Annotated in this window: 33 protein-coding genes and 1 tRNA gene; 17 read left to right on the forward strand and 17 right to left on the reverse strand. The window is 56.1% G+C overall.

Features of this window, described 5'->3' with window-relative positions:
- Positions 1-44 precede the first annotated feature (44 nt).
- From LIS66_RS19850 to LIS66_RS19860, 3 genes are all read right to left on the reverse strand, one after another.
- The gene (locus LIS66_RS19850) at positions 45-1286 is read right to left on the reverse strand and encodes a glutamine synthetase family protein (protein ID WP_172667873.1); all 1242 of its coding nucleotides are present in this window, start codon (positions 1284-1286) and stop codon (positions 45-47) included.
- Between the two features lie 317 nt (positions 1287-1603).
- Entirely contained in the window at positions 1604-2296 is a 693-nt protein-coding gene (locus LIS66_RS19855; RefSeq protein WP_039757863.1) for a sensor histidine kinase, read from the reverse strand.
- Positions 2293-3897, reverse strand: a complete 1605-nt coding sequence (locus LIS66_RS19860; protein ID WP_227972868.1) for a tetratricopeptide repeat-containing response regulator — start codon at positions 3895-3897, stop codon at positions 2293-2295. The genes LIS66_RS19855 and LIS66_RS19860 overlap by 4 nt, the downstream gene beginning before the upstream one ends.
- Positions 3898-4114: 217 nt before the next feature.
- On the opposite strand from LIS66_RS19860, the gene LIS66_RS19865 reads away from it, so the two are divergent.
- Positions 4115-5467, forward strand: a complete 1353-nt coding sequence (locus tag LIS66_RS19865; protein WP_227972869.1) for a lysozyme inhibitor LprI family protein — start codon at positions 4115-4117, stop codon at positions 5465-5467.
- Positions 5468-5766: 299 nt separating this feature from the next.
- A complete protein-coding gene (locus tag LIS66_RS19870; RefSeq protein ID WP_227972870.1) occupies positions 5767-6978 on the forward strand; it encodes a site-specific integrase in 1212 nt (403 codons plus the stop codon).
- A 4-nt stretch (positions 6979-6982) separates the two neighbouring features.
- Here LIS66_RS19870 and LIS66_RS19875 read toward each other — a convergent pair whose 3' ends face one another.
- Entirely contained in the window at positions 6983-7456 is a 474-nt protein-coding gene (locus LIS66_RS19875; protein ID WP_227972871.1) for a hypothetical protein, read from the reverse strand.
- Positions 7457-7643: 187 nt separating this feature from the next.
- On the opposite strand from LIS66_RS19875, the gene LIS66_RS19880 reads away from it, so the two are divergent.
- The 3 genes from LIS66_RS19880 (at position 7644) to LIS66_RS19890 (ending at position 8721) form a co-directional block, all read left to right on the forward strand.
- Positions 7644-7847: a helix-turn-helix domain-containing protein gene (locus tag LIS66_RS19880; RefSeq protein ID WP_227972872.1), complete on the forward strand. Its 204-nt coding sequence runs from the start codon at positions 7644-7646 to the stop codon at positions 7845-7847.
- 118 nt (positions 7848-7965) lie between these two features.
- Positions 7966-8202 carry a helix-turn-helix domain-containing protein gene (locus LIS66_RS19885; protein ID WP_227972873.1) on the forward strand — a complete coding sequence of 79 codons (237 nt, stop codon included), beginning with the start codon at positions 7966-7968 and terminating at the stop codon, positions 8200-8202.
- A 180-nt stretch (positions 8203-8382) separates the two neighbouring features.
- Positions 8383-8721 (forward strand): hypothetical protein, encoded by a 339-nt coding sequence (locus LIS66_RS19890; RefSeq protein WP_227972874.1) that lies wholly within the window; start codon positions 8383-8385, stop codon positions 8719-8721.
- A 551-nt stretch (positions 8722-9272) separates the two neighbouring features.
- Here LIS66_RS19890 and LIS66_RS19895 read toward each other — a convergent pair.
- The 6 genes from LIS66_RS19895 to LIS66_RS19920 all read right to left on the reverse strand — a co-directional run bounded on the left by LIS66_RS19895 (position 9273) and on the right by LIS66_RS19920 (position 11115).
- Positions 9273-9569: a hypothetical protein gene (locus LIS66_RS19895; RefSeq protein ID WP_227972875.1), complete on the reverse strand. Its 297-nt coding sequence runs from the start codon at positions 9567-9569 to the stop codon at positions 9273-9275.
- 26 nt (positions 9570-9595) lie between these two features.
- Positions 9596-9877 (reverse strand): hypothetical protein, encoded by a 282-nt coding sequence (locus LIS66_RS19900; protein WP_227972876.1) that lies wholly within the window; start codon positions 9875-9877, stop codon positions 9596-9598.
- A complete protein-coding gene (locus tag LIS66_RS19905; protein WP_227972877.1) occupies positions 9874-10116 on the reverse strand; it encodes a hypothetical protein in 243 nt (80 codons plus the stop codon). The genes LIS66_RS19900 and LIS66_RS19905 overlap by 4 nt, the downstream gene beginning before the upstream one ends.
- Positions 10113-10298, reverse strand: coding sequence for a hypothetical protein (locus LIS66_RS19910; RefSeq protein WP_227972878.1), 186 nt, complete (start codon positions 10296-10298; stop codon positions 10113-10115). Before LIS66_RS19910 ends, LIS66_RS19905 begins: the two co-directional genes overlap by 4 nt.
- 121 nt (positions 10299-10419) lie before the next feature.
- A complete protein-coding gene (locus tag LIS66_RS19915; protein WP_227972879.1) occupies positions 10420-10647 on the reverse strand; it encodes a hypothetical protein in 228 nt (75 codons plus the stop codon).
- Between the two features lie 264 nt (positions 10648-10911).
- The gene (locus tag LIS66_RS19920) at positions 10912-11115 is read right to left on the reverse strand and encodes a hypothetical protein (protein WP_227972880.1); all 204 of its coding nucleotides are present in this window, start codon (positions 11113-11115) and stop codon (positions 10912-10914) included.
- Between the two features lie 285 nt (positions 11116-11400).
- Here LIS66_RS19920 and LIS66_RS19925 point away from each other — a divergent pair, with 285 nt between their 5' ends.
- The 8 genes from LIS66_RS19925 to LIS66_RS19960 all read left to right on the forward strand — a co-directional run bounded on the left by LIS66_RS19925 (position 11401) and on the right by LIS66_RS19960 (position 16563).
- Positions 11401-11952 carry a hypothetical protein gene (locus tag LIS66_RS19925; RefSeq protein WP_227972881.1) on the forward strand — a complete coding sequence of 184 codons (552 nt, stop codon included), beginning with the start codon at positions 11401-11403 and terminating at the stop codon, positions 11950-11952.
- Between the two features lie 5 nt (positions 11953-11957).
- A complete protein-coding gene (locus tag LIS66_RS19930) occupies positions 11958-12725 on the forward strand; it encodes a hypothetical protein (protein ID WP_227972882.1) in 768 nt (255 codons plus the stop codon).
- A gap of 344 nt (positions 12726-13069) precedes the next feature.
- Positions 13070-13531 carry a DUF2280 domain-containing protein gene (locus LIS66_RS19935; RefSeq protein WP_227972883.1) on the forward strand — a complete coding sequence of 154 codons (462 nt, stop codon included), beginning with the start codon at positions 13070-13072 and terminating at the stop codon, positions 13529-13531.
- 513 nt (positions 13532-14044) lie between these two features.
- On the forward strand, positions 14045-14221 hold the full coding sequence (locus LIS66_RS19940) for a hypothetical protein (protein WP_227972884.1): 177 nt from the start codon (positions 14045-14047) through the stop codon (positions 14219-14221).
- 26 nt (positions 14222-14247) lie between these two features.
- A complete protein-coding gene (locus tag LIS66_RS19945; RefSeq protein ID WP_227972885.1) occupies positions 14248-15081 on the forward strand; it encodes a hypothetical protein in 834 nt (277 codons plus the stop codon).
- Between the two features lie 52 nt (positions 15082-15133).
- Positions 15134-15496, forward strand: coding sequence for a hypothetical protein (locus tag LIS66_RS19950; protein ID WP_227972886.1), 363 nt, complete (start codon positions 15134-15136; stop codon positions 15494-15496).
- Positions 15497-15505: 9 nt separating this feature from the next.
- The gene (locus LIS66_RS19955; RefSeq protein ID WP_227972887.1) at positions 15506-16084 is read left to right on the forward strand and encodes a tail assembly protein; all 579 of its coding nucleotides are present in this window, start codon (positions 15506-15508) and stop codon (positions 16082-16084) included.
- 44 nt (positions 16085-16128) lie between these two features.
- Positions 16129-16563: a hypothetical protein gene (locus tag LIS66_RS19960; RefSeq protein ID WP_227972888.1), complete on the forward strand. Its 435-nt coding sequence runs from the start codon at positions 16129-16131 to the stop codon at positions 16561-16563.
- A gap of 78 nt (positions 16564-16641) precedes the next feature.
- Here the strand turns inward: LIS66_RS19960 and LIS66_RS19965 are convergent, their stop codons facing one another.
- From LIS66_RS19965 to LIS66_RS19975, 3 genes are all read right to left on the reverse strand, one after another.
- Positions 16642-17352 (reverse strand): hypothetical protein, encoded by a 711-nt coding sequence (locus tag LIS66_RS19965; RefSeq protein ID WP_227972889.1) that lies wholly within the window; start codon positions 17350-17352, stop codon positions 16642-16644.
- 105 nt (positions 17353-17457) lie between these two features.
- Positions 17458-17856: a hypothetical protein gene (locus LIS66_RS19970; protein ID WP_227972890.1), complete on the reverse strand. Its 399-nt coding sequence runs from the start codon at positions 17854-17856 to the stop codon at positions 17458-17460.
- The gene (locus LIS66_RS19975) at positions 17849-18130 is read right to left on the reverse strand and encodes a hypothetical protein (protein WP_227972891.1); all 282 of its coding nucleotides are present in this window, start codon (positions 18128-18130) and stop codon (positions 17849-17851) included. Before LIS66_RS19975 ends, LIS66_RS19970 begins: the two co-directional genes overlap by 8 nt.
- A 165-nt stretch (positions 18131-18295) precedes the next feature.
- On the opposite strand from LIS66_RS19975, the gene LIS66_RS19980 reads away from it, so the two are divergent.
- The gene (locus LIS66_RS19980; RefSeq protein WP_116657526.1) at positions 18296-18913 is read left to right on the forward strand and encodes a recombinase family protein; all 618 of its coding nucleotides are present in this window, start codon (positions 18296-18298) and stop codon (positions 18911-18913) included.
- Here LIS66_RS19980 and LIS66_RS19985 read toward each other — a convergent pair.
- Together LIS66_RS19985 and LIS66_RS19990 are read right to left on the reverse strand one after the other, a co-directional pair.
- Positions 18891-19712 (reverse strand): hypothetical protein, encoded by an 822-nt coding sequence (locus LIS66_RS19985; RefSeq protein ID WP_116657527.1) that lies wholly within the window; start codon positions 19710-19712, stop codon positions 18891-18893. The genes LIS66_RS19980 and LIS66_RS19985 overlap by 23 nt on opposite strands.
- 158 nt (positions 19713-19870) lie before the next feature.
- Positions 19871-19947, reverse strand: a tRNA-Arg gene (locus LIS66_RS19990).
- Positions 19948-20245: 298 nt separating this feature from the next.
- On the opposite strand from LIS66_RS19990, the gene LIS66_RS19995 reads away from it, so the two are divergent.
- Positions 20246-20479: a hypothetical protein gene (locus tag LIS66_RS19995; protein WP_042607195.1), complete on the forward strand. Its 234-nt coding sequence runs from the start codon at positions 20246-20248 to the stop codon at positions 20477-20479.
- Between the two features lie 20 nt (positions 20480-20499).
- Positions 20500-20679: a PA3371 family protein gene (locus LIS66_RS20000; protein WP_016773599.1), complete on the forward strand. Its 180-nt coding sequence runs from the start codon at positions 20500-20502 to the stop codon at positions 20677-20679.
- Here the strand turns inward: LIS66_RS20000 and phnN are convergent.
- Positions 20654-21223, reverse strand: coding sequence for a phosphonate metabolism protein/1,5-bisphosphokinase (PRPP-forming) PhnN (gene phnN / locus LIS66_RS20005; RefSeq protein WP_227972892.1), 570 nt, complete (start codon positions 21221-21223; stop codon positions 20654-20656). The two genes, LIS66_RS20000 and phnN, sit on opposite strands and share 26 nt — an antisense overlap.
- 387 nt (positions 21224-21610) lie before the next feature.
- Here phnN and LIS66_RS20010 point away from each other — a divergent pair, with 387 nt between their 5' ends.
- Positions 21611-21937 (forward strand): Arc family DNA-binding protein, encoded by a 327-nt coding sequence (locus LIS66_RS20010; RefSeq protein ID WP_003178899.1) that lies wholly within the window; start codon positions 21611-21613, stop codon positions 21935-21937.
- A 119-nt stretch (positions 21938-22056) separates the two neighbouring features.
- Here the strand turns inward: LIS66_RS20010 and mgtE are convergent, their stop codons facing one another.
- Positions 22057-23499, reverse strand: coding sequence for a magnesium transporter (gene mgtE, locus LIS66_RS20015; RefSeq protein ID WP_016773597.1), 1443 nt, complete (start codon positions 23497-23499; stop codon positions 22057-22059).
- Between the last annotated feature and the right edge of the window lie 195 nt (positions 23500-23694).

The following is a 23694-nucleotide window of genomic DNA, read 5'->3' on the forward strand; positions in this document are numbered from 1 at the left end:
TAAGTACCGGGCTATCGCAACGATAGCCCGGTGGCGGCGAAACGTCAGGCCTGGGCGGCCAGCACACGGCGCTCCCAGGGAGTGATTTCATCAAAGAAGCTGGTCAACTCCATGGTCTTCGAAGCGATGTAGCCTTCGATGAACTCCGCTCCGAACAGTTCCCTGGCCAACTGGCTACGTTTCAGACGTTCAAGCGCGGCGTGCAAGGTACATGGCAAGGCGAGGTTATCCGGCACGGCGAATTCGCCCTGAATCGCCGCGCTCGGCTCCAGCTCCTGTTCGATGCCGTGCAAACCCGCGGCCAGACTAGCGGCGATGGCCAGATACGGATTCGCGTCGGCGCCCGGCAGACGATTTTCGACCCGACGTGCGGCCGGCGAGCTGGCGGGAATACGCAAGCCGGCGGCGCGATTGTCATGGGACCAACAGGCATTGTTCGGCGACGCGTACGGATGACACAGGCGCTGATAGGAATTCACGTTGGGCGCGAACAGTGCGGTGAAATCGGCAAGGCCGGCCTGCTGCCCACCAATGAAGTGGCGGAACATCGCCGTCGGCTCGCCGTTCGAGTCGGTGAAGACATTCTTGCCGCTTTCGATGCCGACGATGCTCTGGTGAATGTGCATCGAACTGCCCGGCGTGTGCGCCAGCGGCTTGGCCATGCACACCACGCTCAGGCCATGCTTGAGCGCGACTTCCTTGAGCAGGTGCTTGAACAGGAACGTCTGATCGGCCAGCAGCAGCGGATCGCCGTGCAGGAGGTTGATTTCGAACTGGCTGACGCCCATCTCATGCATGAAGGTGTCGCGTGGCAGGCCGAGGGCCGCCATGCATTTATACACTTCGCTGAAGAATGGCCGCAGACCGTTGTTGGAACTGACGCTGAAGGCCGACTGGCCATCTTCGCGACGGCCATCGAGGCCTACCGGCGGACGGAACGGCTGGGTCGGATCGGTATTCGGTGCGAAGACAAAGAATTCCAGCTCGGTCGCCACCACCGGCGCCAGACCGTGCGCGGCATAACGGGCAATGACCGCTTTGAGCTGGCCGCGGGTCGAGAGGCTGGAGCTCTCCCCGCTCAGTTCGTCGGCGTCGCAAATCGCCATCGCGCGGGGCTCGTCGCTCCAGGGCAAACGATGGATCTGCGCCGGATCGGCGACCAGCGCCAGATCGCCGTCATCGCTGCCGTAAAACCGCGCCGGCGGATAACCGCCCATGATGCATTGCAGCAGCACACCCCGCGCCAGCTGCAAACGCCGCCCTTCGAGGAAACCCTCGGCGGTCATCACCTTGCCCCGTGGCACACCGTTCAGATCCGGGATGACACATTCAATCTCATCAATGCCGGTCAATCGCTGCGCGAGTGAACCCTGGCCATCGGTTGTCATGACGCAATCCTTGTTATTGTGCGAGCCGCGAACGGCGACCCGGACAAAATAGGCTGCGCCTGTTCGGAATATCAAGCAGCGTCCACAAAAATCCCGGATCTTGCGTAGGAGCCGTAGGAGCTGACGAGTGCAACGAGGCTGCGATCTTTTGACTTTGATTTTTCAAGATCAAAAGATCGCAGCCTCGTTGCACTCGTCAGCTCCTACAGGTCATGTCAGGGCAGGTAGAGGCTGAATACCCCACCACCCAACGGCCCGCCATTGCTGATTTCGGTGCGCCCTTCGACACCATTGCGCTGATGCAGCGCCGCGATCCGATTGGCGAAATACAAACCCAGGCCGGTGCTGCCGCTGCTGTGATTGATGCCCTGCACATAATCGGCCTGACGCTCGAGCATCTGCGCCGGGTAGCCGTCGCCGTCGTCATTGATGCTCAGCACCAGTTGCCCGGCTTCGTCGCTGACGGTAATCAGCAGCGACTCGCGGGCGTAACGGATGGCATTGTTGATGCAGTTGCCGAGCACCGAGGCGATCAGCTCGCGATCGAAGAAACCCAGCGGGCTCAGCGGATCGACTTCGTAGGTGGCGATGATGCCGCGACTGGCGAACACCTCTTGGTGCGCGGCCAGTTGCGCCTCGATGAAATCGTCGAGTTCGTGATAGGCCGGCTGCAATGGCAACTGATTCACGCCGAGTTTGTACAGCCCGAGCAACTGCACGAGCATGCCGTTGAGGTGGGCGAACTCGAAATCGATCACGCCCTGCTCCGAGCCGTCGCGCAGCTCTTTCGGCAAACGTGCGAGCCACTGGCTGTGCGCCTGCATCAACATCGCCAGGGAGTTCTTCATGTCGTGAACGGTGGAGGCAATCACCGTGGAAAAATCCAGCGCCGGATCAATTGGGTTCATTCGCCAAACGCCTTGCTTTTCAGCTTCTGATAACGCGCAAACCGCGCGTCGGTGTCGGGCATCAGGCCAACCAGTTTCAGGCAGGCCCGACATTCTTCCAGCTCCGCCGACGGCACACTGGTGTCGGTACCGTGCAGCAGCGACTGGGCCAGGTTCAGCGCAATACTGATGTTTTTCGGTTGCAACTTGAGCGCCTTGCGGAACACCTCGCGGGCCTCGACCAGATTGCCGGTCTTGTACACGCGCACGCCCTGACGGTTGAGATCGGCCGCAGCGTTACTCGAGCTGAGGATGGTCGGATCGTCGGTGAGCTTGGCAATGTCTTTCATCACCGCCGGGTCATCGCCGTAGATCTCCGCGCAGCTCTTGAGCATCGAAGTGCCCGCCTCGGCCTGACCGAGCATCTGCAACTGCTTGGCCACCAGCAACGCCGCCTCGGGACTCATGAATTGCTCCATACCATCGAGGCGCATCAATGCTTGTTCGGTAAGTTTGTCTGCGGTTTCGGCGTCGTTGAGCAACAGGCTGGTGGCCTTCATCAGCCGCGCACGAATTTGCAGGCCGGGATCGCTCGGGTTCTCTTTAGCCACAGCGCTGAGCGTCATGTTGATTTCCAGCCGCGTGCGCGTGTCGAGGCCGCGATCACTGCCCTTGCTGATCAGCGCGTGCGCCAGACCGAGGTTGCTTTCCGGGTCCTTGAAACGCGACTGCGCGCCCTGCGCCACGGCCTGACGATAAGCGCGCGAGGCGGTTTCAAAATCCTCGTTGGCCATCGCCAGTTTGCCCAGCAGAGCCTGACGACGCACCGCCAGCGGCGACAAACGAATCGCCTCTTCCAGCACGCGCTGCGCGCCTTTGCTGTCGCCTTCGGCCACCAGCACATCGGCCATGCCGTCATACAGCGCTGGCATCATCGGGAAGACTTTCAGGGCTTTTTCATAAACTTCTTTGGCCTGCGTTACCTGCCCGCGCTTGAACAACAACTTGCCCAATCCGGCGAAGGCCCAGGGCAACGGGCGGTCGGCGATGATGCCGTCGTAGAGCCGCTCCAGCGCTTCGTTCTGGTTCATGTCACGCAGCGCGTCGGCACGGTAGCGCAGGCACAGCGGCGAATAGCGGATGTCCTGTTTGCACAGGGCGATACAGGCATTGAGCACCTCGACCGGCTTACCGCGATCAAGGGCTTGCAGAATCGGTTTGAGCAAAGTCTTGCGTTGTTCCAGACGCTCAAGGCGCTGGGCCAGTCCGGAACGGTTGAACGGCTTGGTCAGGTACGCATCCGGCTCATGCTCCAACGCGCTGAGCACCATCGCCTGACTGGTCTCGGCGGTGACCATGACGAAAACGGCTTCGTGGCTGATGAGCTTTTCCGACATCAGGTCTTCGAGCACCTGCTGGCCGTTCTTCTTGCCGTCGCCGAGGTGGAAGTCCTGAAGAATGAAATCGTAGGACTTCTGCGAGCACATCTTTAGCGCCTGCTCGCCGGTGTCGGCGGTATCGACATCCTTGACGCCGAGCTCACGCAACATCGAACGCACGGAACTGCGGAAATCGGAAAAATCATCGACGATCAGAAAGCTTTTTTGGTGATACGACGACATCGAGGATTTCCAGGCAATTGAAGAAAACGAACCGAGGCGATTTCAGGCGCGCAGATGATAGCTGGAGGCCATGCACCATCAAGCGATTTCGCGCGAGTGTGAACTCACCGTTCGGGTTATCGGCCAAAAGTGCCGGGGCCTGAGGGTGGTGCTTCAAGAATATTGCTTCGAGTATTACTCTGCGCGCCTGCTCAAGGATTTCCATAAGGACTGAATCGTGTACATCAAGGGACGCTACATCCTGTCAGCCTGTTTGCTTCTGTTTATCCAGCCAATCAGTGCGGCGGCAATGGACTGCACAAAAGCGGCGAACGACGCGGAAAACACCATTTGCGCGAATAAAGCGCTGCACGAGCTCGATGTGCAGATGGGCAGCCTGTATCGCCAACTGATGGCAACGGCCACAGCGACGCAAACTGAACTCAAGGGCACCCAGCGCGCCTGGCTGAAAACCCGCAATGCCTGCGCAGACGATGTCGCTTGCCTGGATGGCAGCTACCGCCAGCGCCTGCAAGCATTGCAGGCACAATGGACGCACGCCGCAATGTGGCAGCCGGACGCCGTGGATCTTCAGGCGATGAACGATCTGCAGGAAAGCATTCGCGCCGAGAGCAAAAGCCACCCGGAATTTGCGCTGGAACGCGCCTTGGCCGCGCGGGCTTTCGATTCTTCGCAGACATCGTTCGCGGGCGATCCAGTCGACAGCTACGGCGAGCAAACCAACTTCCCCAAGTCGCGCCCCAAAGGCGTGAGCGCGGATGAGTGGAAAGCATTGAACGCCTCAAGCATCGACGGCGCCGCCGAAACCGGACGGACTTCCTACGCACTGCTGGATCTGGACAATGATGGCCAGCGCGACCTTATCGTCGACACATACGCAGGCGGCACCGGCCTGTTCACCTACGTGGAAACCTGGCGCCGGGCGGGCGAGCGGTTTGTCAAAAGATCGGTCGAGCCGGAAAGTTCGCTGTTCTACACCAACGACCGTGGCGCCAATCAGGCAGTCAGCTGGATCAAGCTTCACGACAGGATTTATGCCGCCTACCGAAACAGCGCCTACGGTGTCGACAACCTGTATCTGCTCAATCCGCTGAAGATCAACCGCCAGGTACCGACGGTGTCCGTGCGTTACGCTTACTCCCTGCAAGTGCCCACGACTCAACATAAAGAGGATGGCACCAGCACCTATGAGCTTGACGCGGATCTGCACGCGGCACTTGAGCAATCCATCACTCAAGCGATGAAAGTCGCCCTAAGCTCGGCCGATCACGCGCCGCTTTGCCCAATTCCTCCCACGGGCGCCGGTGACGACGATTACTACAGCTACGGCCCGACGCACTACGCCATCGAGAAGATCACCGATCTGCCCGTGATGATCGAGGGCGAATGTCATATCGGCGCGCTGATCGACTGGTTCGGCAGCTACAGCGAGAAAACCGGCTTATCTGCTCAACTGGCCGTGCGCAAACCGGGGGTCGAGTCGAGCGGGACTGGTTACGAGGTCTATGGACGTCGGCATATCACCGACGTCAGCAGTACCCTCGGCAAAGTCGAACTGAACAGCGACTGATCGGCGGTAGCACCGCCCCGCGAAATCATCGCCACGGTCGCTAATGACAGGGTGCCAAAAGCACAGGCCGCGCAACGTAAAAGCCCCGTCGCACGGTTAAATGCGGCGGGGCTTTTCGGTGTTGAAGAGGTGGTGTCCCAGGCGGGGTTCGAACCTGCAACCTTCCCCTTAGGAGGGATAATTTTGCACCCGGCCCGCTTGGACAGCGCCCAGTAATCACGGGTTATGCGTCCGGTTGCGTCCGTGAAAACGGCGCCGTATAGTTCTTTTTGCACCCACCCTGCACCCATGGGAACAACGTGAAAGAGAAGATTACGGCCAAGCTGCTTGCCGGCCTGCAAGTCACCGGCCGGGAGTATGAGGTCCACGATACCATCATCACCGGGCTATTCGTGCGAGTGACGGCTGCGGGAGCGAAGTCCTATGTGGTGACTTGGGCGCGCGGCCGCAAAAAGACTTTGGGCCGAGTAGGCATCCTCACGCTAGACCAAGCTCGCCAGGAGGCAACACAGTACCTCGCCGACGCGAGGAAGCACGGCGAGCCGCTGGCCGTCACCCAAGGAAGAAAGGGCTCCGCCCTACCCTCCCTGCGTCAATTCATCGACGACACCTATATGCCCTGGTTCAAGACGCACCACAAAGGGCATGAGAAAACACTGCATACGCTCGACAACAACTTCGAGGCCATCATGGCTCAACGTCTCGACGCAATCACCGGCCGTGATCTGGACCAGATCCGCACCGGATGGATGAAGTCGGGCAACAAGCCGTCGACGGTCAACCGCAAAATGGGCTCGATCAGCGGTCTATTCAGTAGAGCAGTTGAATGGGAGTACATCGGCGCCCATCCGATGGACAAGCTCAGAGCCCTCAAGGTCGATGCAATGGGTCTGGTCCGCTATCTGGATGCCGACGAGACCAAGCGCCTACGCGAAGCGCTGGACGCGCGCCAAGACGAAGCGCGGGCCGAGCGCGAGACTGCGAATAAGTGGCGGGCCGACCGCGGCAAGGAATTGATGCCGAGCCTTCTCGAGCTGCCCTTCACCGATCACCTGAAGCCCATGGTGCTAGTGTCTTTGAATACCGGTATGAGGCGCGGTGAGCTGTTCGACCTTAAATGGTCGGCGGTGAGCTTTCAAACAAAGACGATCACCGCCGCCGGCGCCACCACCAAAACAAGCGACACGCGGCATATCCCGATGAACAAGGAAACCTTTGGCGTGCTGGAGGATTGGAAAAAGCAGGCCGGGAAGTCTCAGTACGTTTTCCCGAGCCAGGCCGGCGGCCGCCTGGAGGACGTTAAAAGCGCCTGGCTCAATCTGCTGGAGCGCGCCAAGATTGAGGGCTTCCGCTGGCACGATATGCGTCACGACTTCGCGTCACGCCTGGTGATGGCCGGCGTACCGCTCAACACGATCCGGGATCTGCTGGGGCACGCCGATATCAAGATGACCCTGCGCTATGCCCACCTCGCACCCGACAGCAAGGCGGCAGCAGTAGAGCTGATTTGATGGCCTAAAAGGGGATGTCGTCGAACTCAACCACGGATGGTGAATTTTTATATTCTTCGACATGTTCTTTCAGTAGTGGCCAGTTAAGCCGAAGCTTCCACTCGTTAAGATGCTCTCGGTATTCGGTGGGATAACCAACGGTCCAGAAAATTTTGGAGAGCTTAATCGTGTCCCAAATCCGTAGCTCGTCGTAAGTCAGCATCATCGGGACTTCGAAGCACATATTTATGAACCTAGTCGCCTCATCCGTAGACCAGATTGAGTCGATAGCCTCTGTGATTTTCGTAGGACCCTTTGAGCTTTCGATTGCCTGCTGACTCATTGCGTTAGAAATCGCCCACTCGATCACCGCGGTCAGCGACCGTTTTTGTAACCGTCCCATCATGTCTAGAGCGAACTTGATCTTGGGATCGATTCTTATCCCGACACTCACAGTAGTGCTGGTTTCGCCCACGCGCTTGCTCGTCTTGGTAGCCATACCCATCCATCTGCTCTGTGAAGGTCAGTTGCGCCGACCTGATGACTATAGCTTGCGCGACGTGCAAATCACTGTCAATCCATGCGAGTACGAGACTGTTTAGCATTTGCTTGCACTGATAGTTTTATGCGTTGTAACCTAGCAACATCTGGCACCCTCTTCGGCGCCGGAAATTCAGGAGACAACCATGGAACAAGCTCAACAACAAATGGCACCGCTGTCGGTGAGCGTCGAAGAATCAGCCCGAATTTTGGGTATTTCGCGATCTGCTACATACGAGCTCATCGCTCAAGGTCAAATCAAGACTTTCAAGATTGGTCGCCGGCGCCTGGCGTTGGCGTCGGAACTAAAGGCATTCATCGAGCGCGCGGCCGAGGCTGGTGCAAGGTGAAGCGAGAAAAAAACAGGGAACATGAATTGCGCAGGGCTGCGCAGGAGATTGCCACGGCGGTGCTGGAACACCGCCATGGCGAAAACACACTGGATAGCACCAACGTGAAGAGCAAACTATGACACGCCATTCTTCTACCGAGCAAGACCGCAAGATGATCGAGGCGCTGCGAAACGGGCCGATAACATCCGTTGAAGCAGCGCAAGCACTCGATATCGTTCAACCACCAAGCACCATTCGCCGCCTCAGGAAAAAGGGGCACGAAATCCGCACCTACTGGACGCAGCAGTCGACAGAGCCGGGGCGCCCGCCGCATCGGGTCGCCAAGTACATTCTAATGCGCGAAGCCTCGTAAACCATTGACCTGCAGGATGTCCCTGGGTTTTGGGGCGTCCTGCGCCTGCCTGCGAGCCATTGAATGGCATCTTCAAGAACAGTCCGGACCAAGAAAGCTAAAACGCCTCCTTTCGCGATGCTGTTTCTTGCTATGGGCCAGTCTGCCAATTACAGGGCTATGGGGCCTTGGTCTCGGTGCGTGCTTAACGAACTCATGATGCAGTATCGCGGCAACAACAACGGCGATCTTTCAGCGACGCGGACGATGGCAAAAGAGTGGGGTATTGCCTCTGACAACACCCTCCGAAAAGCTCTGGTAGAGCTGGAGGCCGGCGGCTGGATCATCCAGACCAGAAGCAGCATCTTTTCGCGTCATGGCGCGCGCTGTGCGCTCTATGCTCTGAGCTGGTTCGCTATCGACGAATGCCCAGGCAAGGATCTTGAAATAGGCCCTACTCGCGCACCTCCTCGTACGATCCGCAGCCTGGCAACTTCGAATTCTTCCGGCGCAGAAAATGCGCATATACCGGCGCAGTAAATGCGCACGCAGAACCATCAATTTGTACAGCTCCGTCCGGTTGTGTCTTTCACCTGTTCCTATGTGCGCAGAAAGTGCGCCGTAATTGCCCTTTTACGTGCGCAGAAAGTGCGCACCCTTATAGATATCTACCATGCTGTCTGAGCTTTTAGTGCAGACCCGAGAGGATCAGGACGAATAGAAACCAGATGCGTGCGGCCATGACTGACAACCTCGTCTTGCCGATGTCGGTGATGGACAGTGAGTAGTGGCGAGGTATGCCGCCTGTGTCGAGAGTGGTCCTTTGGGATCTGATGCCTCAGGTGTGGAGTGCCCGGCCGAGAGAGATTTTTCCAGCCAGAGCCGTTACCTTTTCTGAACATCTGAAGTGTCGCAGAGCCCTGAATGACCTGGTTGAGCGCGGCCTGATTATCCGGACCATGACCAAGCCGGACCGCTACGCGCTCAGCTTTCCACCCTCCTCAGAACGCCCGCATTCCGGCCGATGAGCGAAAAAGGCACCACCCCGTTGCAGGGTAGTGCCGTCGATACAACGAAAGTTTCGTAGTTGCTCAGTCGGTCTCCGCAGGCATGAATGGCTGAGCACCTTCACGCAGTGCACGAAGGCCGACCATCGCGGCCAGAGCTACGTGCTCGATAAAGCCAATTTCAAGGCAGGTATAGCGCCCGCCCATCCCGACAAGCGCGAACCGGATCGCGTCGAAGGCTTCAGTTTCGTCATGGGTCGCCAAGTCGCGCACTTCGCACTCAAAGAAGTCGATACCCTTCTGCCAATCGGCCGCCGCGCCGGGATTGTTCCGTGGCCAGTTGATCAACCGCCCCTCAACGTCGCGCTGGGTGAAGCTCAAATCTTCTCTCGTTCGAACAGAACCATTCATTGCATATCCCCCTTGCCGACCACGCCGTGAGACTCGCCCAAGTGACGATGCTTCCAGCAGAAGTTGCCGCTGAACAGGCGGATCTGCTCGATGTGACGGGCAATGTCGGAAGCGGTTGTGTTTGTCTCGTCCAGAAGCATGACATCCAGCAGCGGGCACAGGACGCGAGCCAGCTTGTCGAACTCCTCTCTGGCGAAGTTCATCGAGCACATTTGCTCGGGAGTGAGCACGGCTTGGCCAAGCACCTCAGGCTGAATTGCGTAGGGTTGCAGATTCATTGCACGCCCCCTTCCAGCAAGCGCTCGTAGTCTTCGATGAAGCAGTCGACGACGTTGGCATGATCCATTGCGACGAACGCACCGAGCGAGGCGAGACGCGCCTGGTTGGAATGCTGCGGCGCGGAATCCTTGAGGGCGACCATCAGCGCCTCCAATTGCTGCAGGATCTCCTTGCAGCCCCTCAGTTGCTCGAAAGCATCATACGCGACGTTGTGCACAGACCTGTCGGCGGAAGTCATAGCACACTCCCTACGCTCAGTCCTTTGAAAGCCGGAGCGCCCGGTAAGACCCTCACGCTGATATCGCCGAGGACCTTCAATGGTGCCAATTGGGTCAGCTTGATGTTTGCCGGCAGCACCATGGTGGTGATGATCTGACCGTGCGCGTCCAAAATTTGGATGGTATTCTGTTTAAATTGCATGACGTGTACCTTCAAGTTGTGTCGTGCGATAGCCGGCCCGGTGGTTGCACACCGGGTTGGCACCTTTTCTGTGATGGCTCGGATCTGAGCCATCGTCTCGATCAGCTAAATGTTCAGCCGATTAATCCTTACCCTTCTCGCTGATCCAGCCCGCCGCCCAGCTCAAGGGGTCTTTCGTGCCCATCGGCTTGAGTGGCTTGCCGTCTCGCGCTGCCTGCCTACCCTCCTCCTCGGTTTCACCGTGAATCCATACGGTTGTTTGCCTAAAACCAGCTTCGCGCTGACGCTCTTTGTAAATCCTCTGGCGATCGGCCGCAGATAGCGGGCCTTTCGGTTCCTCTCTCTTCACAACAACCTCCGTTAGCAGTCACGATGGACCAATAATGGATCATCGTTAGCAGTCACGCAAGAGGGAGGGTGAAAAATAATTGCAGCCCCCAAACTTGGGGAAAGATGCGCTCAAAACTGAGCACATCACAGATGCGCGGACTTTTGCTCACATCTGCCGGGCTTGCCGACACTTTCGCGAGGAGGTCGTAAAAGGGGTGGGGAGGTTTACTCCAATGGCGGAAACCTCGATGCGCCACCAATCGATTTCCACCACCGGTGGGAGTTACAGACGCATCTGCCTGATTACCTGGCGCGGATGGGCGCCGGCGGCTATCGCTGAGACTGCGTCTCGGGTGAGCTGATCGAGCGCCTGCTGTTCGAAGGCGTCGGCAAGCGATGCGGCCTTGCGGACGATGAGCAGGGCCAGCTCGGGCGGGAATGCGGTTTTGGATGGGTCGGGCAGGTAATCGCAATCGATGATCGACATATAGGCTCCGGTAGATGTCCTCAAAACTGAGGATATCTCCGAATGTAGTGATAACCCCTTCAAATTCTCACTTCCATAGCGAAATATCTCGACGTGTGACGTTTTGGTCTCACTGAGACGGTTTGATCTCACTCTCTATCGTGCCATTACATTACAGAGTCAAACGATCAATGGTCGATCCGAACCAAAATTGCCTTGCCTTCCATGATGGCTAATTCCTATCATCCGGAGCGGACCTAAGAAGGAATACAGCGGTATTTTATGAGGCCGGAGGAAGGAATTCGCATGGACGGGAAAATCAACTTTCTTTACCAAGCTATATCAGATTGCCAAGCAACAATTAGAGCTATTGATGCAAAGATAGGTTTTTTGATGGTTATTATCTTTATTCCGCTTGCAGGAATAAAAGAAATAATTCTACTTTATAAGCAATTAAATCCGATATGTCTATATATTGCCCCATCAATGTGGGCAATAGCTTCAACTTGGGCAGCTACTGTGCTCATTCTCTTTCGGGCATTATGGTCCGTAAAAAACCCAGGAAAAAGCGTGATAGGTGGTGAAGGCTTAGGTTCTTTTTTCAATAGCGCAAACTATAAACTAAGCCTGATCGACTGTGTTTTTAATTTCCCAATAAAATCAAACAGCAGCCTAGCAGAAGCTATTTCCAAGCTCCCAAACAACTCCGAGCGAGTCATTCAAGAACTCATGTACGAGAAGATGAAGCTTGAATATATAAGAGATATAAAAATGAGGCGATGCAGCGTAAGTGCGGCGCTAATCTTGACTTGGGTCGGTTTCGGAATCGCCATATATACTTTTTCTTTACTGAGGTAACAACAGTGCTGAATATCCAGGAAGAGAATGACATCAAAGAATGCATAAGAGAGTCACTCGATAGAGCCGAGAACCACTGGAGGCAGGGAGGATATAAACTACTAGCAAAGGCGGCAACTTTAGATTCAGTTAACGAACGCATGGAGTCTGCACCTTCACACATACCGGGCCATAGTATCGTTCAAGACGACATCACAATAATTGACGAATTTATCGCACTTGTGGCAGATATGCGTGACTCCAGCAAACACCTGAACTCGGCGATAAGTGAGAAAACCGCCAAGGTATCTCAACTACAGCGCGTTTACTATGAAACATCTGCACTATTACCGGCTTTAGCTTTAACAGTGAAGTTTGAGAAGGGCAGCGTAACCGAATATTTAGGCGACGGCATACTTGCTCTGTTCAAAGTAGACCCCAATGAAAAATCGATCGCGATTTATGCAGCGTATGAAGCTGCTGCGAACTCGATTGGCCGTACAAGAGAATTAGTAAACGAAGCATTAAGAGAGCGATACAGTCTTCCAGATATAAACCTAGGGGTAGGACTCGCTATGAGTAAAACCATTGTAACTCTCATCGGCCTCCCTGGCGAAAAACACCCAAAGGCTTTCGGCGAGTGCGTATTCAGAGCTACAAAATTATCAGGCGGCAAGAATGAAATATACGTCGATGAACTTGTACGGAAAACTTGGCCTCAAGCAAAAGGCGGTACTCTTCAGTTTGTTCAGCGATCAAAAAATGACGTAAACGGATACCTTATTTCAAAATAGCAAGCAAATTCGAAACGATCAGCGCCTGATGTCTGATGACCAATGAGTTGATACCAACAAGTCTATGCTTCATCGATCGAGGCCGGATTCAGGGGGAAACTATGCCGCAGATAACAATCACTCGGCCCATTAAGATCAAGGAGCAAGGTAGGCCGTCGACCTTTAAACCAGTTACCGGATTCAGCGAGACAGGCCAAATGATCCGAGTCAGACCGTATCGTCTGAGTGGCAGGTAACGGTCTCAGCGTTACCAGGTCCCGGTGGTGTGTACGTGAGGCATTGCCATTGCGCGCCGCCTGGGCAACCATGAGGATTCTTGACAGACCCTAGACAGATTCCAGCCCATGGCCGCGCTTAACAACGAAATCAAAGCCTTCATCATCCAGGCGTTGGCCTGTTTCGACTCGCCCTCTCAGGTCGCCGGCGCCGTCAGAGAGCGTTTCGGGGTCGCCGTGTCGCGCCAGCACGTCGAAGCCCACGATCCGACCCGAAAGAGCAGCAAGGGCCTGGCCAAGCGCTGGGTGACGCTGTTCAACGATACCCGCGAGGGTTTCCGCGATGAGGCGATCAGGGAGCCGATCGCAAACCGTGCTGTGCGACTGCGTGCGCTGGGTAGAATGCTCGAGGAGGCCGAAGCGCGCGGGAATCTGGTGATGGCCATGAGGCTGCTGGAGCAGGCCGCCCGGGAATGCGGCGACATGAACACCAATCGCCGGGCAAAAACCGAGGGAGAGCCGATGGCGCCGGCCGCGCCAGTGGGTGTGGATTTCTCTTTCGCAGGTTCCGCCGCGATCAGGCCTGAGTAACGCATCCACCGTTACCTAACCGTTCTCTAACGTTAAAACATCCCTGACAGCAGGTCGGAGCAGGCTCGGTTGTGCTACCCCAGCGGGGGAAGACGCGTCCAAATCTGGACGCATCAAGTACGCGACACGTTTTCAGATCCGGCAAAACGTGTCGCGACACCTGTCATACCGAAATGGGATGGCAGGTCCGGCCCCCAACGGGGGTTGGATCGTTCAACTTCCCCCACTGGGGGTTGTTCCTCAAATTGAGGAAATCCCGCCACTCCCCGTAATTATCCAACCTCAGATTGAGGGTGAATGATGCGTTCATTTGGGCAGCTGTATCACTTTGCCTAATATCGACTTACTGCAACAAAAATGCCTCCTTCCGATCCGCCCAAACCAACTATTTCAGTCCCATTCCGTCCCGTTCCGTGTAGCACCTTAGGTGCACCCTAAAAGCACTGGATATGCGGCCAGATACTGCCTAATGTGAGCATTGCAAGGCTTTCAACTGCTCACAGAGGATTGATCATGTCAGTCACCGCCAGCACCGCTAAACCCCGTGGCCCCCAAGCCAAACCGACCCGCGCCGAAATCAATGCCGCATGGGGCCGCCTGCGTTCGGCCGCCGAACAAGGAAGTGTTCAGGCAAGCGCTCTGCTGATCGCGCTGGTTGAGAACCGTCCACTTCATGTCGACGCCGCCTAATCAACTCACAATTCAAAGGTAACCGAATGAAAATCGGCAAACGCTCCGTCCTCAAGGTTGGCTTGGCTAACCTGCATTATTCCGAATACGACCACGCTCATATCGAAAGCCGAACATTCGGCATCCAGCGCCCAGACGGCACCAAGGGAACCTGGCAAGCAGGTGGCCTGCTTAAGTCGGTCCGCCACCTACAGGGGCTCGCCCTTGAGACTTTTAAGGATATCGGCGAGGAAATTCTCGCAGTCCGCAATAACAATGATCTGAACGCCGCCGCAGTCGAGCGAATGAGCAAGGAGCAGATTGACGACATCGCTCCAACGCTCATGCCGGCCATGGAAAAAGTGGCCAAGGATATGCTTGCACTTGCTCAAACCGTCGCCGAGGGTTTTGCACCAGTTACGCCTCGCGCCAGCTGTGATGTAGTTGGCTTTCTCGCCGATCAGGAGCTTCGCGCCATCGTACGAGGGCTGAGCCCGGAAGAGCGCCGGGCGTTGATCGCCGAGGCGCGCGCCGGTAGCCATCCCGACATCGTCGAAGCGGTGCTCCGCGCCAACCCTATGCTTTCCGGCCTTTCTACTGAAGCTGCCGAGAGTTTGTCACGCGCGGGCATTGCCGCATCGCGCGCCGAGGACATCGCGGAGCTGAAGCAAATGCTCGCCGTCTACGACGATGTACTGGCCACCGCTTCCAATGCCGGCGTTGCACTAAGCGGGATGGTTGCAAATTCGAACGGTTACACGGGTCGATTTGAGAAATGGAAATCCGGTTGCGAAGGCTCGATCGCGCTTCGTGAATGGCTCGCCAAGATGCCAACACGTCCTGCCACCAACGCAGCCGCAGAAGAATCCGAAGCCGCCTGAGCAGACCGGCTTGCGGCCGCGACTACGCGGTCGCCATTCAAGGAGCAGCACCTTGACCAACTACCAAGATCGCTTCGCCGAAGCCTGCAAGACAACATACTTTTCGCCCTACTCGCTGAAACAAGGCCCCGACTCTGGCTACGTGGTGTGGGATGTCCAGCACGTCCGCGACGGCCAGAAGGTGACGATTGACGGGCCGTTCTTCACCGAGGACGAAGCCCGGGTTTCGGCCGACCTTCTGCGCGGCACCTTCCGGGGTGCCAGGGCCTACCAGGGGATTTACGACCGGATCTGGAACTACGACCCGCGCCACGAGCAGGTGATGGTCGACCAGGCGCGTATGTCGCGTTCGCTGCTCGCCATCCGACTGGGTGTTTCGGTACCCAACAGCAGCGCCCAGCGCGCCAAGGAGTAAATCACTGCTATGGCCACCAACTACGGCACCAAAACCCGAATCCTGCTTGGCGGCTCGGCCGGCAAACTGTTCGGGCGCGAACACGTTTACGAACTCTCCACCGGCGACACGCGGGAGGCAGTGAAGGCCATCGACGTCAACCATCCCGGGTTCGCGAAGTACCTCGCCGACGCAAAAATGAAGGGCCTTGAGTTTGCGATTTTCCGCAACCGAAAAAACATCGGCGAACAGGAGCTGAAGATGGGCGGAGCAAAGGAGATCCGCATCGTGCCGGTGATCGCCGGCAGCAAGCGCGCCGGTCTTCTGCAAACAATCCTCGGTGTCGCCCTAATCGTCATGAGCCCCTTCACGAATGGTGCAACGTTGGCGCCGGGTATCGCCCTGGCAGCGGGGGGTGTGATCCAGATGCTCAGCCCGCAGGCAACCGGACTGAAGCAAAGTGCCTCACCCGAGAACTCTCCGTCCTACGCCTTCGGCAGCGCCAAGAACACCACTGCCAGCGGCAACCCGGTACCGATCTGCATCGGCGAACGTCGGTGGGGTGGAATGATCATCTCAGCCTCGGTCCTGGCTGAAGACAAGGTCTAACCTATCTGGTGTAAAGTCAGCCCTCCAAACATTGAGGACGAATCATGCACAGGATTTTGCCAGCGGCCGCGGCGATCGGGTTGATTGCTGGGTGCTCAAGCACCCCCGTTGATTCTGGGTCAGCAAAGCGAGTACCAGCCGATCGCGTATATGCCTATCAGACTGCGGCGCCGGGTGGTGCAACGCTTGTTGTCAGCCGCGACAAAGGATTTTGGGCTTCTGGCGGATGCTTCGCCACGCTGCTCATTGATGGCAAGAGAGCGGCCCGCCTTGATACTGGCGAGGTCGCAAAATTTCACGTTAAGCCGGGTCGGCATATCGTGGGCGTTGGAGGAGATGAAGATGGCGGTGGCTTGTGCGCAATGCAGATTGGCCAGCCAGTGAAAGAGACGGCGACTGAGCTTGTCGCCGACGAGGTTCAGAAGTACCGGATATCAGGCACGCAAAACGGCACAGATATCCGCCCCAGCTCGCTTTGACCTGCCCCCGCGTCGAAAACAACACAGTGTGTTGAGACCTCCACGCTGTGGCGTTTTCGCCACTCAACCGACCCATTGTCATATCTCAAAATAGCGGCCGGGATCGTGGGGATCGATCAAAATGATCTTGGCCCAATCACGTTTTTCTATCGAAACGGAATCCCTGAATAGCTCCTGATCAAACTCGCTCAACCCCCATCCAATCATGTCAACAAGCACAAGCCACCACGTTTGATAGTTGGCTCGAACCTTGTCGATTTTTTTGGATTTTTCATCAATGCATAGCTGCAGGTTTTTTTCCATCATATCGAGTAACCAGCCAGCACTATCCCGATCAGATGCCGAGGCAAAGACAAATTCCAGATCGTGAACGATCTCAGCCGGAACAAGCTTTACTGAAAATCCTTCAACCACAGCAATTTTCTGCTCGCCGTCGCGTGGATGATCACGAAACTCTAGCAGAGCCTTTTTCAGCAGCCTGGGGATATCCTTGTAGCCCTTGATAGGCCTTCTCACTGTGTAACACACCCACCAGCTTTGCCCGTGAGTGGGCGGCCCAATCTCCCTCAGGATTTCCTTCACAGTGTTCCATATCGCTACGCCTTTCTTGTCCAGTGACTCAGGGGCTTCTCCATCGGCCTCGAAGTGATGGTTTAGCCTTCGCACTTCGACAGCGATCTGACCATCGCATAAAAAATCGGGAGGTATATTACCATCGGGCTCGTATTCGACCGTGTTAAATCCCTGTGAACGCAAGAAAGCCTGTGACAGCATTTCGGCTGAATCCATTTCACTTTCTCTCCAGGGTGAAAAGGTAAAGGATAAACCACCAGACATTTGAAATGCGCTCAGCTTTGAGCACATCTCAGTGTGATCAAAACTGCTCGTATCTATTTATATGGGACGCACGACTGCATAAAGATGACGGAAAATCTGGACATAAACCATCACTGCAGAGAAGCTTTTCAGGTAGAAGAACATGATGCTGGGCCAGTTGAGAATCGGGGGCGCGTCAAGCTCAGTATCGTCGGCAACATTTCGCCGCTCCTGGATTCTGGTAAATATCCCCCACGCTGAAGATGCATAAAAGTATTGAGCAAAATCGAACGCCAGCGCAGCTACTACCCAAAGCAGCGCCCAATATAGCGGCACAGGTAAATTTGTGACCTGATTGGCATCCTGCTTGAACACCCATATGATTGCCACTGCCGATATACACAAGGATCGGACGTTGTCGCTCACCTTGCCGCTGTGGACATAGTAGCCCTCTCGGAAGTCCTCCAATTTAGCCATTGTCTTTGTCCCTCGGTCCGGTAGAGCCTGTCCCCTTGCGCGCAACGGTCGGCTTCTTGTCAGTTTCAACTGTAACCACTAATGGCCCGCGCCCAGCTTGAGTAGCTCTTCCTTTTTGCGTGGCTTGCCGGATATAGCCTTTAATAACAGGGTGTTTAGAAGTGCCCTTAGTGATGCGAACGGGAGCTATGGGTTCGACCGAAATAACCAAGTCACCATCTATCCACTCGTACCGTGCAACGAACCCCTTGGGCACATTCACCTTGATTTTCAATCGATCACTCCTTTGATTTCAGCTCGCTGTTTTGAGCAGTGTACCTCTAGGTATGCCTGAGCTGATACGCGCAAATTCGTCTTAATTTGCGCAATGTGCTTGATAAGTGACACTCATAGTGCAACAGTATTAGTAGAACACCTTAACTGATACGGACAGCACATCATGTTCATCCGCGCATACCTCCGAGCATCAACCGAAGAGCAGGACGCCGGCCGCGCCCGGGCATCGCTCGAGCAATTCGCTACCGACCACAACAAGGTGATCGCCAGCGTGTACCTGGAGAACGCCAGCGGCGCGTCGGCAGATCGGCCTGAGCTGCTGCGCCTGCTCAAAGATGCGCGCAAGGGTGACGTCCTGCTGGTGGAGTCGATAGACCGCCTCTCACGCCTTCCTGTGGAGGATTGGCATAAGCTCAAGGCTGCGATCGACTCCAAAGGCTTACGCATCGTTGCGCTCGATCTGCCTACCAGTCACCAAGGAATGCACGACACCAAAGGCGACGAGTTCACCGGCCGAATGCTGGGCGCGATCAACTCAATGCTGGTGGAGATGATGGCGGCGATCGCGCGCAAGGATTACGAGCAGCGCCGCGAGCGGCAGGCCCAGGGCATCGAGAAAGCGAAAGCCGCCGGCAAGTACCAGGGGCGGCCGGTGGACGCCGATCTGCACAAACGCGTTACCGAGCTACTTAGCGCTGGCTTGGGTATTCGCGCAACCGCCCGGCACGCGAACTGCTCGACGACCACCGTACTCAGGATTAGAGACTTGGCGCAGCCCTAGACACGGTAGCTAAAGTGGATTCTGCGTGCCGTAACGCTGCCTCGCCAAACTCCCGCCCGCTGAGCAATTGATCCAAGGTTTTGAATAGCTGTCTATCAAACTGCCCGTTTAGCCATTGAATACGAGAATGGGAAAGGGTCTTGAACTCGCCTAACAGTGATTCGCCAAGTAGCGCACCAATCATCCGATGGATGTTTTCATCTTCATACCAGATGAGCTTTTCGGGCTTTCTTTTACCCTCCCGAAAAAGATAAATGATACGCCCCAGCATCCCATGAAAGCCTGCGAATTGAGCCCAAATCACCTCTCCCAGAAAAGGGCGATGATCTTCAACATTGGCGAAAAATTTGGTAATAATCCCGAACTCAATCGATCGAAGCTCTGGGCCTAACACACTGCTGTAAGCATTCTTAAGTTCTGATTTGGTCAGTACGTCGGAGGCAACGATTGATGACGGCATCAGTCTCCTTCCTTCAAGCACAGCCAACCATAAAGCCTCTACAGCCTCAATTTTTCGAACGATGATCACTTTTTGCACTTCAGAGAACGACGCTGAAGCTATGCGAAGCTTATCCGCTTGGCGATCTATTTCCGACGTTAGCTCGGCTAGGTTTGCGTCACCTTCTTGCCTCAGCTCGGCCTTCAGGTTTTCGAGCCGGTCATCGTACTCATGCTTGACGCTAGCTTTGAACCGTTCTCCTATCCATGTCCTCAGTAACCATCCCAGCGCCAGCAAGAGCAGAGCACTCACGCTAGCGGATGCGATTGTGGTCAACACGAAATCGATCAACGTATCCATCCCTTTCCTTGATGTTGAGGGCCACGGTTACGAAAAAGCCCCGACAGGCACTTACCTGAACGGGGCTTTTGAATGCCTGAAACAATTCTAGTGCACCCGCTCTGCACCCATGGAGCTTTTACGGTTAGAGCTAAAATCGCTGAAGGCCTTTATTTATATGGTGTCCCAGGCGGGGTTCGAACCTGCAACCTTCCCCTTAGGAGGGGGATGCTCTATCCAATTGAGCTACTGAGACACTGATTGACGCGGGCTGTATGCGGCGCGACAGACGGCGTGCATGTTAACGGCCAGCCCCTGTTTTGTCATGTCGTCCGTAGGGCTTTTTAAGTGTAGGCAAGCGCCCTGCAAGATTGCGGGAACTTTTACCGGGCAATTTGCACTACGCGAAAATGCGCTCATTGCAGATTGCAATCAGCGCATTCCTAAAAACCTTACCAAACCCTTGTTTTTAAAGGACTTATCAGCCGTTACACTGTTGGCACGGCGACTGCTATGCCTGTTCTATCAAAAAGAACAATTTGGAGCGTCGTGCCATGAACAGCACCCTCTTGCTTGCAAACGCAGCGGCTTTGGCTTTCTTGCTCGGATCGCATTTTTTCCCCAAGGCTGAGGTTGAGCAGCCAGTGGCGCAACGCATGCCGCATTACCTGCAGGTGCAGAAAGCGCCGCAGTGGGCAGTGTTGAGTGATCGCAGCGACGCTTCTACGCACATGGTCAGCGAACCTGAGCAAGCCTCGGCGCCAACCACCGAACGTCTGGTTTTTTGAAATATCTTCAGGAGTACAACATGTCCAAATCGGCGACAGGATTTCTGATCCTCGCTTTACTGAGTGGCGTTACCCATCTGGCGCTGTTCGAGGAGACGGAAGTCACCTTGCCTCTGGTTGGCTGTGGCGTCTTTGCGGTGCTTTTCGTGCTGGCTCTGATCGCCGGGCGCAAGATCAAATTCGATCCGGTTCTGCGTTGAGCCGAATCAATTCCAGTAGCGCGGAAACAGCGTCAGCAAGGTCACCAGAATTGTCGATGTGATAAACGGGGCTGTCGCTGGATCTGCGGTCTTTGAACAGCGCATTGCGCGCCAGCCTGGCATCGATCTGCTCAGGGGTTTCCCGACCCCGCCTGAGCAGTCGCTGGCGCAGAACCTCGTCGTTGACCGTCAGCAGGATCGGCACGAGGGCCGGGTACAACTCCATCGCTTGGCGCAGGTTTGCTCTTGAACCATTGACCAGGACATGGCGCCCACCTCGCAACCATTGATCCATTTCCCTGGGAATGCCGTAAGACAGGCCATTTGCTTGCCAGGCCAGAGAAAACGCTCCGGCCTGCTTTTGCCGATCGAACTCTTGCGGCGTCACGCCAATCGCATCCTCGCCGACGGACTCCGCTGATCGGGTGATCACCCGACGCATGATTTCGCAGTTCAACTCACGCAATGGCTCACGCGATGCGTCGATCAGGCTGTCCTTGCCCGAACCGGACGGTCCCATCAGGTAAAAAAGCTTGCCATCCATCCTGTAAACGCCCTCCGACGGGACCTGCCTCTAGTAAATCGGCAAATTGCCACTATCCTGTACACATAGGGATAAGAATAGCGAGCCGCATAGCATGCACGTTCCGAGGTCTTCGGACATCAACAGATGCGCATGTCGAAGCATGCAGCGATACGGATGGATGGAAAGTTTTCCAACCAGTCCGCATTTCTGACAACTGGTGCTGGCATTACGCCTTTACCCGGCTCAATATTTGTCACAGAATTGGCGCCAATGATCTGGCAATTTTGAGGCATGATGCCGGCCTCTTAACAATTCAGGTTGAACCAATTGGTCCGGATGCTTGTCCTACCACACATCCTGCGGCCAATCCCGAGAACCGCTCCCCTGAACTAACCGGTTAAATATATGCGCCCATTGAAACAGGCAATTTATTCCAGCCGTACGGCTGACAAGTTTGTCGTACGTCTGCCAGACGGAATGCGTGAACGCATTGCCGAGGTGGCTCGCAATCATCATCGCAGCATGAACTCCGAGATCATTGCGCGCCTTGAGCAGAGTCTTATTCAGGAAGGCGCACTGGGCGAAGAGCTGAGCATGCGCCTGGACAGCCCGGAGCTGTCGCTGCACGAGCGCGAGCTGTTGCAACGCTTCCGTCAGTTGTCGCATCGTCAGCAAAACGCCCTGGTGTCGCTGATCGCCCACGACGCTGAAATGGCCGCAGACGCGTCCTGAGTCATACCGAACACATTAAAGCCAGCATGATTGCTGGCTTTTTTTTGCCTCGGTTTTGAGTTTTCGCAGCCATGAAAAAGCCCGTCAATTTGACGGGCTTTGTATTTGTTTTCAGATGATCAGAGCAGGAAGATCGTCGCCAGGCCCAGGAAGATGAAGAAGCCGCCACTGTCCGTCATTGCGGTGATCATCACACTGGCGCCCATCGCCGGATCCCGGCCCATCTTCGCCAGCGTCATCGGGATCAACACCCCCATCAACGCGGCCAGCAACAGGTTGAGCGTCATTGCCGCCGTCATCACCACGCCGAGCGACCAACTGCCGTAGAGCATGTACGCGACCACACCGATCACCCCGCCCCAGACCAGACCGTTGATCAAACCGACCGCCAGCTCTTTGCGCATCAAGCGCGAGGTGTTGCCGGTGCTGACCTGATCCAGCGCCATGGCGCGCACGATCATGGTGATGGTCTGGTTGCCGGAGTTGCCGCCGATACCGGCGACGATCGGCATCAGCGCCGCCAGCGCTACCAGTTTTTCGATCGAGCCTTCGAACAGGCCGATCACCCGCGATGCCACGAACGCAGTGATCAGGTTCACCGCCAACCAGGCCCAACGGTTGCGCAGTGATTTCCACACCGACGCGAAAATGTCTTCCTCTTCACGCAGACCGGCCATATTGAGGACTTCGCTTTCGCTTTCCTCACGGATCAGGTCGACCATTTCATCGATGGTCAGACGGCCGATCAGCTTGCCGTTCTTGTCAACCACCGGGGCCGAGATCAAGTCGTAACGCTCGAATGCCTGAGCGGCGTCGTAGGCATCTTCGTCCGGGTGGAAACTCACCGGATCGCTGGCCATCACTTCGGCGACCTGCTTCTCCGGATCGTTGACCAGCAGACGCTTGATCGGCAGCACGCCTTTGAGCACGCCGTCGTAATCGACTACGAACAATTTGTCGGTATGACCAGGAAGCTCTTTGAGGCGACGCAGGTAACGCAGAACCACTTCGAGGCTGACGTCCTCACGGATCGTCACCATCTCGAAGTCCATCAGCGCACCGACCTGATCCTCGTCATAAGACAGGGCCGAGCGCACGCGTTCGCGCTGCTGGTTATCCAGACTTTCCATCAGCTCATGGACAACGTCTCGCGGCAGCTCGGAAGCCAGGTCAGCGAGTTCGTCGGCGTCCATGTCCTTGGCCGCGGCCAGGAGCTCGTGATCGTCCATGTCGGCGATCAGCGTTTCACGGACGGAATCGGATACTTCGAGAAGAATGTCGCCGTCGCGATCGGCCTTGACCAGTTGCCAGAGGGTCAGACGATCGTCCAGCGGCAAGGCTTCGAGAATGTAGGCGACGTCGGCGGAGTGCAGATCATCGAGCTTGCGTTGCAGCTCGACAAGGTTTTGCCGGTGAACCAGGTTCTCCACGCGGTCGTGATGCGGACCTTCCTGACGATGAGTCAGGTCTTCAACGACACGCTGGCGCTGCAGCAACTCGACGACCTGAGCCAGGCGGTCCTGCAGGCTTTCCTGAGTTTTCTTTACTTCGATTTCGGACATAGGCGAACTCCACTCCCAGCAGCGGGGCACGCCGGAAGGATCAATCAGTCAATTCATGATTGGTGAAACGGTTTACTGAACAACTACTGGGTAAGTCCATGGAGGATTTCCATAAGCCCCGGCGGGGCTGACGGGCGCAATGATACACGCCTGACGGTTTAAAACGTTGAAAAAATCACGGCTGAAACAAGCGCT

This window comes from Pseudomonas sp. HN2 (assembly GCF_020736465.1).
GTDB lineage: Bacteria > Pseudomonadota > Gammaproteobacteria > Pseudomonadales > Pseudomonadaceae > Aquipseudomonas > Aquipseudomonas moraviensis_A.